Source organism: Selenomonadales bacterium (assembly GCA_017442105.1).
Lineage (GTDB): Bacteria > Bacillota > Negativicutes > RGIG982 > RGIG982 > RGIG982.
The window spans coordinates 1-7,677 of the sequence record JAFSAX010000207.1; the positions used below are offsets into that span (position 1 = coordinate 1).

8 protein-coding genes and 1 other annotated feature are annotated in these 7,677 nt (G+C 44.7%); all 8 genes read right to left on the reverse strand.

Annotated elements, in window-relative coordinates; all coding sequences use genetic code 11:
- Window positions 1-163 precede the first annotated feature (163 nt).
- The 8 genes from IJN28_08040 to IJN28_08075 all read right to left on the reverse strand — a co-directional run bounded on the left by IJN28_08040 (window position 164) and on the right by IJN28_08075 (window position 7,633).
- A complete protein-coding gene (locus IJN28_08040; GenBank protein ID MBQ6713717.1) occupies window positions 164-1,693 on the reverse strand; it encodes a YifB family Mg chelatase-like AAA ATPase in 1,530 nt (509 codons plus the stop codon).
- 21 nt (window positions 1,694-1,714) lie between these two features.
- Window positions 1,715-2,269, reverse strand: a complete 555-nt coding sequence (locus IJN28_08045; protein MBQ6713718.1) for a UbiX family flavin prenyltransferase — start codon at window positions 2,267-2,269, stop codon at window positions 1,715-1,717.
- Between the two features lie 10 nt (window positions 2,270-2,279).
- Window positions 2,280-2,639: a YraN family protein gene (locus IJN28_08050; GenBank protein MBQ6713719.1), complete on the reverse strand. Its 360-nt coding sequence runs from the start codon at window positions 2,637-2,639 to the stop codon at window positions 2,280-2,282.
- Window positions 2,639-3,424: a ribonuclease HII gene (locus tag IJN28_08055; protein ID MBQ6713720.1), complete on the reverse strand. Its 786-nt coding sequence runs from the start codon at window positions 3,422-3,424 to the stop codon at window positions 2,639-2,641. Before IJN28_08055 ends, IJN28_08050 begins: the two co-directional genes overlap by 1 nt.
- Window positions 3,425-3,559: 135 nt before the next feature.
- Window positions 3,560-4,291 carry a YebC/PmpR family DNA-binding transcriptional regulator gene (locus IJN28_08060; GenBank protein MBQ6713721.1) on the reverse strand — a complete coding sequence of 244 codons (732 nt, stop codon included), beginning with the start codon at window positions 4,289-4,291 and terminating at the stop codon, window positions 3,560-3,562.
- Window positions 4,292-4,330: 39 nt separating this feature from the next.
- The gene (locus IJN28_08065; protein MBQ6713722.1) at window positions 4,331-5,545 is read right to left on the reverse strand and encodes a tyrosine--tRNA ligase; all 1,215 of its coding nucleotides are present in this window, start codon (window positions 5,543-5,545) and stop codon (window positions 4,331-4,333) included.
- Between the two features lie 52 nt (window positions 5,546-5,597).
- Window positions 5,598-5,820: a binding site (T-box leader), on the reverse strand.
- A gap of 54 nt (window positions 5,821-5,874) precedes the next feature.
- On the reverse strand, window positions 5,875-7,377 hold the full coding sequence (locus IJN28_08070) for a 4Fe-4S dicluster domain-containing protein (protein ID MBQ6713723.1): 1,503 nt from the start codon (window positions 7,375-7,377) through the stop codon (window positions 5,875-5,877).
- A 19-nt stretch (window positions 7,378-7,396) separates the two neighbouring features.
- Window positions 7,397-7,633 carry a (2Fe-2S) ferredoxin domain-containing protein gene (locus IJN28_08075; protein ID MBQ6713724.1) on the reverse strand — a complete coding sequence of 79 codons (237 nt, stop codon included), beginning with the start codon at window positions 7,631-7,633 and terminating at the stop codon, window positions 7,397-7,399.
- Between the last annotated feature and the right edge of the window lie 44 nt (window positions 7,634-7,677).

The window sequence follows — 7,677 nt, forward strand, 5'->3', positions numbered from 1 at the left end:
CCTATCCATTGATGGATAGCAGAAGAAATGCTATGTTCATTCCAAGCTATGATCGTATTGTCAATATCAAGTAAGATTCCTTTGACTCCTTTGTGATATAAGTCATCTATTGAGATATCGGTAACAGTATTTGCACGATGTCTCATAGACCTAAGCACATCCTTTATTGATAGAGTGAATCTTCGGGCGTACTGCGAAGCTGAACGGCTTCTGCAATATGAATTGCTTCGATAACATCAGATTCTGCCAAGTCTGCGATCGTTCTGGCAACCTTGATGATACGGTCGTAACTGCGCGCACTCATTTTCATCTGTTGATAGGCTTGACCAAGCAGGGCTTCGGCATCGGGTGTCATGGGACAGAGTTTTTTGAGCTCGCGATGTCCCATCTGACTGTTACAGAAAAGACCGTACGGAAGGAGTCGCTCGTGTTGACGCGCTCTTGCTTTTTCTACACGCGCACGAATCTCGGCGGACGTTTCTGTCTGTACGTTATTTTTCAATTCATTATACGGCAGTCGCTGTACACAGATCTGGAGATCAATGCGGTCAAGGAGTGGTCCCGATATCTTGCGATTATATCGTCTGATCTCCGCTGTCGTGCATCCGCAGGTATGTTCTGCATCGCCGTAATATCCGCATGGACAAGGATTCTTGGCAACGATCAAAAGAAACTTCGCGGGATATGTCAGTGTTGCATTGGCACGTGCAATCGTTACTTCGAAGTCTTCAAGCGGTTGTCTTAAGGCCTCCAATGCTTCTTTGGAAAACTCGGGGAATTCATCAAGGAACAATACTCCATGATGGCTGAGAGTGACTTCACCCGGCTTGGGAATCCTTCCTCCTCCGATCATCCCGACGTCCGATATCGTATGGTGCGGACTGCGGAACGGTCTGTGTTTCAAGAGTCCCGATTGTTGTTTCAGGAATCCTGCAATACTGTATATTTTTGTGATCTCGAGTGCTTCTTTGCGCGTCATAGAAGGCAGTATCGTCGGAATACGACGCGCAAGCATCGTTTTACCGCTGCCCGGAGGACCGCTCATCAAAATATTGTGCCCGCCCGCTGCAGCAATTTCAAGTGCGCGTTTGGCAGATTGTTGTCCTTGTACATCGGCGAAATCACATCTGTCCAATACAGATTCATCGATAAAATCAGTCGGTTGACACGGCTCAAGTGAACGTTCGTCTTCCAAGAAAAGAATCAGTTCGCGAAGCGTAGACGGTGCATAAACGGAAAGTCCATCAACGAGCGCGGCTTCTTCTTTATTATCTTCTGATACGATTATTTTATGAATCCCCTGATCAAGGGCATGAATTGCCATCGGAAGAACGCCGTTTACACCACGGATCTTTCCTTCAAGCGACAATTCGCCTATCATCATAAACGATTTGGCAACATCTTGTTTGATTTGTGCACTTGCTGTCAGAATCCCGATCGCAATCGGTAAATCAAGCCCCGAACTGTTTTTTCTCATCTGTGCAGGTGCAAGATTGATAACGATACGCTTCGTCGGGAATTGAAAGCCCGAATTTTTGATAGCAGAACGAACACGTTCTTTTGATTCTTTGACAGCCGCTTCGGGAAGCCCGACGATCTCAAAAGCAGGCAATCCATTCATAATATCGACTTCTACACGTATCTCTTTTCCGTCTATTCCTAATGTTGTTGCTCCTATTGCTTCGGCAAACATGTCAATACCTTCTTTTCTCGCTTATCCTTGCCAACGCTCAAACAGCGTATGCTCTATTCCAATCTGATCACAGATTTTACCGACCATCATATTGATGAGCTCGTCCATATTTTTCGGACGATGATAAAATCCCGGCATCGCAGGAATGATACGCACGCCCAATCGAGCCAATTTTAACATATTTTCAAGGTGTATTGCGCTAAGTGGTGTTTCGCGCGGAACGATGTAGAGAGGTCTTCCTTCTTTCATTGCAACATCGGCAGCGCGCATCAAAAGATTGTCTGCTACACCATTTGCGATACCACCGAGCGTTCTCATGGAACAAGGCACGATGACCATTGCATCCATACGGAAAGAGCCGCTGGCGATTGCCGAACCGATCTGATTGACATCATAGACTCTGGTAACCTGTTTTTCAATATCAGCTTGTGTCAAGCCACATTCGTATTCAATTACCTGCCAGCCGCTTTCGCTGGCAACGAAATGGATCTCGCAACCTGCTTCGCGTAACACTTCCAGTAACCGTACCGTATAAATAGAACCACTGGCACCTGTCATACCTACAACAATTTTCATAATATCTCCCTCATTCGGAAAAAGCATTTTCGATATGATATGGTCGTATCGAACCGTTCGGCAAAAACGTAACTTCAATCACATCAAATCGACAGCTATAATCTTCCCATCCATTTTCTTGTAAATAGATCGTTGCTGTTTGAATCAACTTTTTTTGTTTTCGTATATGTATGGAATCTTTCGGTTCACCGTAAAGATAGCTCCGTCTGGCTTTTACTTCGATAAAAACGAGTGTTTCATCCTTTTCTGCAATAATATCAATCTCGCCGTAGCGACTGCGATAATTACGCGTTAATATTCGATATCCGAGGTCTTCTAAATATAAGGCAGCATGTTCTTCGCCAAAGATTCCGAGCTGTTTCGTATCCATTATGATCTCTCTTTCAGAATCGATGCAATCGGCTCGAATGTCTTGCGGTGGATCGGACACGGCCCATATTCACGAATCGCAGAAACGTGTTCTGCTGTACCGTAGCCTTTGTGTTTGGCGAAGCCGTACTGAGGATAAATGCGGTCATACTCTTCCATCAAACGGTCACGCGATACTTTTGCAAGAATCGAAGCCGCAGCGATCGAGGCACTTTTCTGGTCGCCTTTGATAAGTGAATGTGATGGCTGTGATAATTTCGGTAGCGGCACAGCGTCAACGAGAACAGCATCGGGAGTAGCATTCAGCTCGGCAATGGCTTGGTACATACCGTCTACTGTTGCTTGATAGATGTTTTTTCGGTCAATATCTTCTTCCGAAACAAATATGACTTTCCAAGCAACAGCGCATTCGATGATTTTATCGTACAGAATATCACGCTGTTTTTCGGACAGTTTTTTTGAATCATTCAATTTTTCGATAAAACAATCGGGCGGTAAGATACATGCTCCGATCGAAACAGGTCCTGCCAATGGCCCGCGGCCTGCTTCGTCAATGCCTGCGATCATTTGATAGTCCTCTTGGCGAAATGCTTCTTCATAACGGAGCATCTCACGAAAACGTGCTTTCTCTGCCTCACGTTTGGCCTTTCGTGCACGCCATTTATCTGCCAATTGACGGACTGATGCTTTCTCATCATTGGCTGCTTCGGCGAGAATCGTTTCTTCTACGGTATCTTGTCCTAAAAGAAGTTTATATTCTGCTATCGTTCTTTTTTTATTCACCATGATTTCCTCGGATATGATTGGATTTAATTTAATGTATAAATATTATTATATCATGGAATGGAATCATCATCAATCAATAGACATTTTTCTTATACAAAAGAGCCGAACCGACAAGCGATTCGACTCTTCGTTTAATTAGTTTTCTTCAGGGAAATCAGCATTCGTGTAGACATCTTGAACATCGTCGTTGTCTTCGAGAGCTTCGATCAATTTCATAACTTTATCGGCAACACTGTCGTCTACTTCCATCATCGTATCGGGAAGCATCGTAACTTCTGCTACCGACGGCTGGATACCGCGTTCGGACAAGATCTGATCGACAGCATCAAAACCTTCCGGCGTCGTTGTGATTTCGAAGCCGTCATCCGTTGCTTCGAACCCTTCTGCATCAGCTTCAAGAGCGATCTCCATGATGTCGTCTTCCGTAAGCGTATCGGACTCGATCACGAACATACCTTTTTTCTGGAACATCCAACCTACGCAACCCGTTTCACCGAGGTTACCGCCGTATTTGGAGAACAAATGGCGAATCTCTGCAGCCGCACGGTTACGGTTATCGGTCATAACGTTTACCATGACAGCAACACCGCTCGGACCGTAACCTTCATACGTCAATTCTTCGTAGTTGGCACCGTCTGTACCGCCAAGACCTTTTTGAATTGCGCGCTGAATGTTGTCTTTCGGAATATTGTTTGCTTTTGCTTTTGCCAAAACGAGTTTCAAGCGCATATTGCCCGTCGGGTCGGAACCGCCCATACGAACAGCGATCGTGATCTCACGGCCAAGTTTCGTTGCGATCTTACCGCGAGCTGCGTCCATTTTACCTTTTTTATGTTTGATATTTGCCCATTTAGAATGTCCTGACATACTATCTGACTCCTTTTATTAAAATGATTCCACGCTCAATCAATATACCAAGCGGAAATAGTTTTTCTTACCTTTGCGAACGAGAAGGCTTCTGTCCGTAAACATATCTTCCGTCAATACCGCTTCGATATCGGTCACTTTGCTGTCGGCAAGCGTTAAGCCGTTTTGTGTGATAAGACGGCGGCCTTCACTTTTCGTTGCGAAGATTTTAGCTTCCGTAAGAACGTCGATGACTTTTTTGCCGAATACTTCTTCTGTAAGTGTAACAGTCGGAGCATTATCAAGCGCGCCTTTTCCACCGAAGAGTGCTTCTGCCGCAGACTGTGCTTTTTGGGCTTCTTCTTCGCCGTGTACCATCTTCGTTACTTCATAAGCAAGGACTTTCTTCGCTTCGTTGATCGCTTGGTCTTGAAGCGAACCAAGTCTGTTAACTTCTTCCATCGGAAGGAATGTTAAGAGAGCCAAACAACGTTTGACATCAGCATCGTTGATATTTCTCCAATATTGATAGAAGTCATACGGCGACGTTTTTTCCGGATCGAGCCAGAGAGCGCCTTTTTCTGTTTTGCCCATTTTGCGGCCATCGCTTGTCGTAAGAAGCGTATACGTCATACCGAATGCCGGTTTGCCTTCTTTACGACGGATCAATTCAACACCGCCGATGATGTTCGACCACTGGTCGTCACCACCCATTTCCATAACGCAGTTATGACGATTGTGGAGTTCAAGGAAGTCGTAGCTCTGCATGATCATATAGTTGAATTCGAAGAAGGACAGACCGCGTTCCAAACGATTTTTGAAACATTCTGCCGCAAGCATACGGTTAACAGAGAAATGTACTCCATATGTGCGCAAGAAGTCGATGTAATTCAAGCCCAAGAGCCAATCTGCATTGTTGACCATGATCGCTTTGCCGTCAGAAAAGTCGATAAAGCGTTCCATTTGTTTTTTGAAGCAATCGCAGTTATGCTGAATCTCTTCCGGTGTCATCATACGACGCATATCCGTTTTACCGCTCGGGTCGCCTACCATACCTGTACCGCCACCGATAAGGCAGATCGGGCGATGACCTTCGCGCTGCATGTGTGCCATGACCATCATACCCAAGAAGTGACCTACGTGAAGGCTGTCTGCTGTTGGGTCAAAACCGATATAAAAAGAAATTTTTTCTTTTTCCAGTAATTCACGAATCTCATCTTCATGTGTTGTTTGTGCAATATATCCACGTTCTAATAAAGTATCAAAAACAGACATGATTTCCCTCCCAAAGTTAATATTAATACAAAAAAATACTCGTCCCCTATCATTAAGGGACGAGTATTAACCCGCGTTACCACCCAAGTTGCAAATGCCTCTCGTGAAAGATCTTTGATCCTTCGCTTGTTAACGGTAGCTAACCGGTTCCGCCTACTGTTTATTCAGCGGTCTGCTCCCAAGTGTATTTCTATGACTGCCTTACCGAGTTGCACCATCCCTCGGCTCTCTGTAAAAAGACCGGTTCATATACTTTTCTTGTTCTTCGCATTTCGTCTGTATCTGTTGTTACTATAACAGCCTTTGCAAACCTTGTCAACGGTAAGCTGTTATTTTCGATCAACGTGCCAATGACCGCCTTTTGCAAGTCGTTCATTTACTTCTTCGTTTTGGTTAGCAATTTTATATTTCGATTTTTCAGCGAAAGTCGTGAGTGCTTTATCAGCAACTTTCGGATTGCTCAATGTGCCCGGACCTGCGATACAACCACCTTCGCAAGCCATACCTTCGAACAGGTTTGCATCGAGTTTGCCTGCGTTGAGCTGTAACAAACCTGCTTTACAGTTCGTCAGACCATCGCGTTGTTCGATACGGAGCTCATCGCCTTTGCCGAGATCTTCTGCCAATTCTTTAACAGAAAGTGCTACACCGCCTGCATGACCAAACAAAATACCGGTTTTCGAACCGATAGAATCATGTTCTGCATCTTCTGCGCTCATTACGTTGAGACCGCAACCTACAAGAAGACACGTTACTTCTTCGAATGTCAATACATGATCGATCGCCCCCGGGAAATCTCTGGCTTCACGTTTTTTAGCGATACAAGGTCCAACGAATACCGTAACAGCATCAGGATCGTCGGATTTGATCGCACGCCCCATCGAGATCATCGGCGATGCCGTCGAGGAAACGTACTGTTTCATTTTCGGCATGTGTTTTTCGATGAGAGCTGTGAACGACGGACAGCAAGACGTTGTCATAAACGGACGTTCGCTCGGTACTGTTTCAAAGAATTCTTTGCTTTCTTCGATCGTTGTGATATCAGCAGCATAGGATACTTCGCGTACATCATGGAAACCGATCTGTTTCATTGTATTGAAAATTTGGCCGATCTTGACCATTACACCGAATTGGCCTATGAAAGCAGGTGCCAAAAGTGCATAGACACGTTTGCCTTGCTTAATATCCGACAATACTTGTACAATCGACGATTGATCGGAGATCGCACCGAACGGGCAAGCATTTTTACATTTACCGCATTCAACGCATTTTTCATAATCAATGACCGATTTACGATCTTCGTCAGTCGAGATCGCATTTACTGCGCAAGCAGCCTCGCACGGACGAGTCATCTCGATGATCGCATTGTATTGGCAAGCTTTTTTGCAAAGACCACATTCAACACATTTCGTTTTGTCGATATATGCTTGTTTTTCTACAACGGTAATTGCATTTTTCGGACATGCGTTCATGCAATTATGCGCCACGCAGTTACGGCATCCGTTCGTAACGAAATATTTGTCGATCGGACATTCGTCACAAGCGATCGGCATAACTTGCATATTCGGGAGAATATCTTTCTCGCCGTTTACAGCACGTTCAACTGCTTCATCCAAACTTCTGTCAAGCGATTGATGAAGCGCAAGTTTAATACGTTCTTCCAAAATTGCACGTTCTTTGTGCACACAACAACGATAGCGCGGACCTTTTTCCGTTACGATCGTCGTGAGCAAATCTTGAACGTTTTCTTTTAAGTTTCCTTGATATGCCAGTTTAGAAAGTTCAACCAGCACTTGTCTGCGTAATTTTACGATTTCAGTCGTTGCCAATATAGTCCCTCCTAACGACTCTTTAGTCCAATTTTTCAGAAATGATTCTGAGTAATAATTCCGGTGTTACGTTATGGAACAATTCTCCATCAACAGTAATATTCGGACCTTGTCCACATGCTTTCAAGCAAGTGGAACCACGAAGATCGATCTGTGCTTGTCGTTCTTCCGGAAGCGACTGGATCGTTTCGATCAATTCTTGTGCGCCGAGCAAATAACAAGCAGAACCCATGCAAATTTCAATCGTTACAGTTTTCATAATATCCTCCTTTGATCAGACCCATTCAATATGAACCTGTTTTC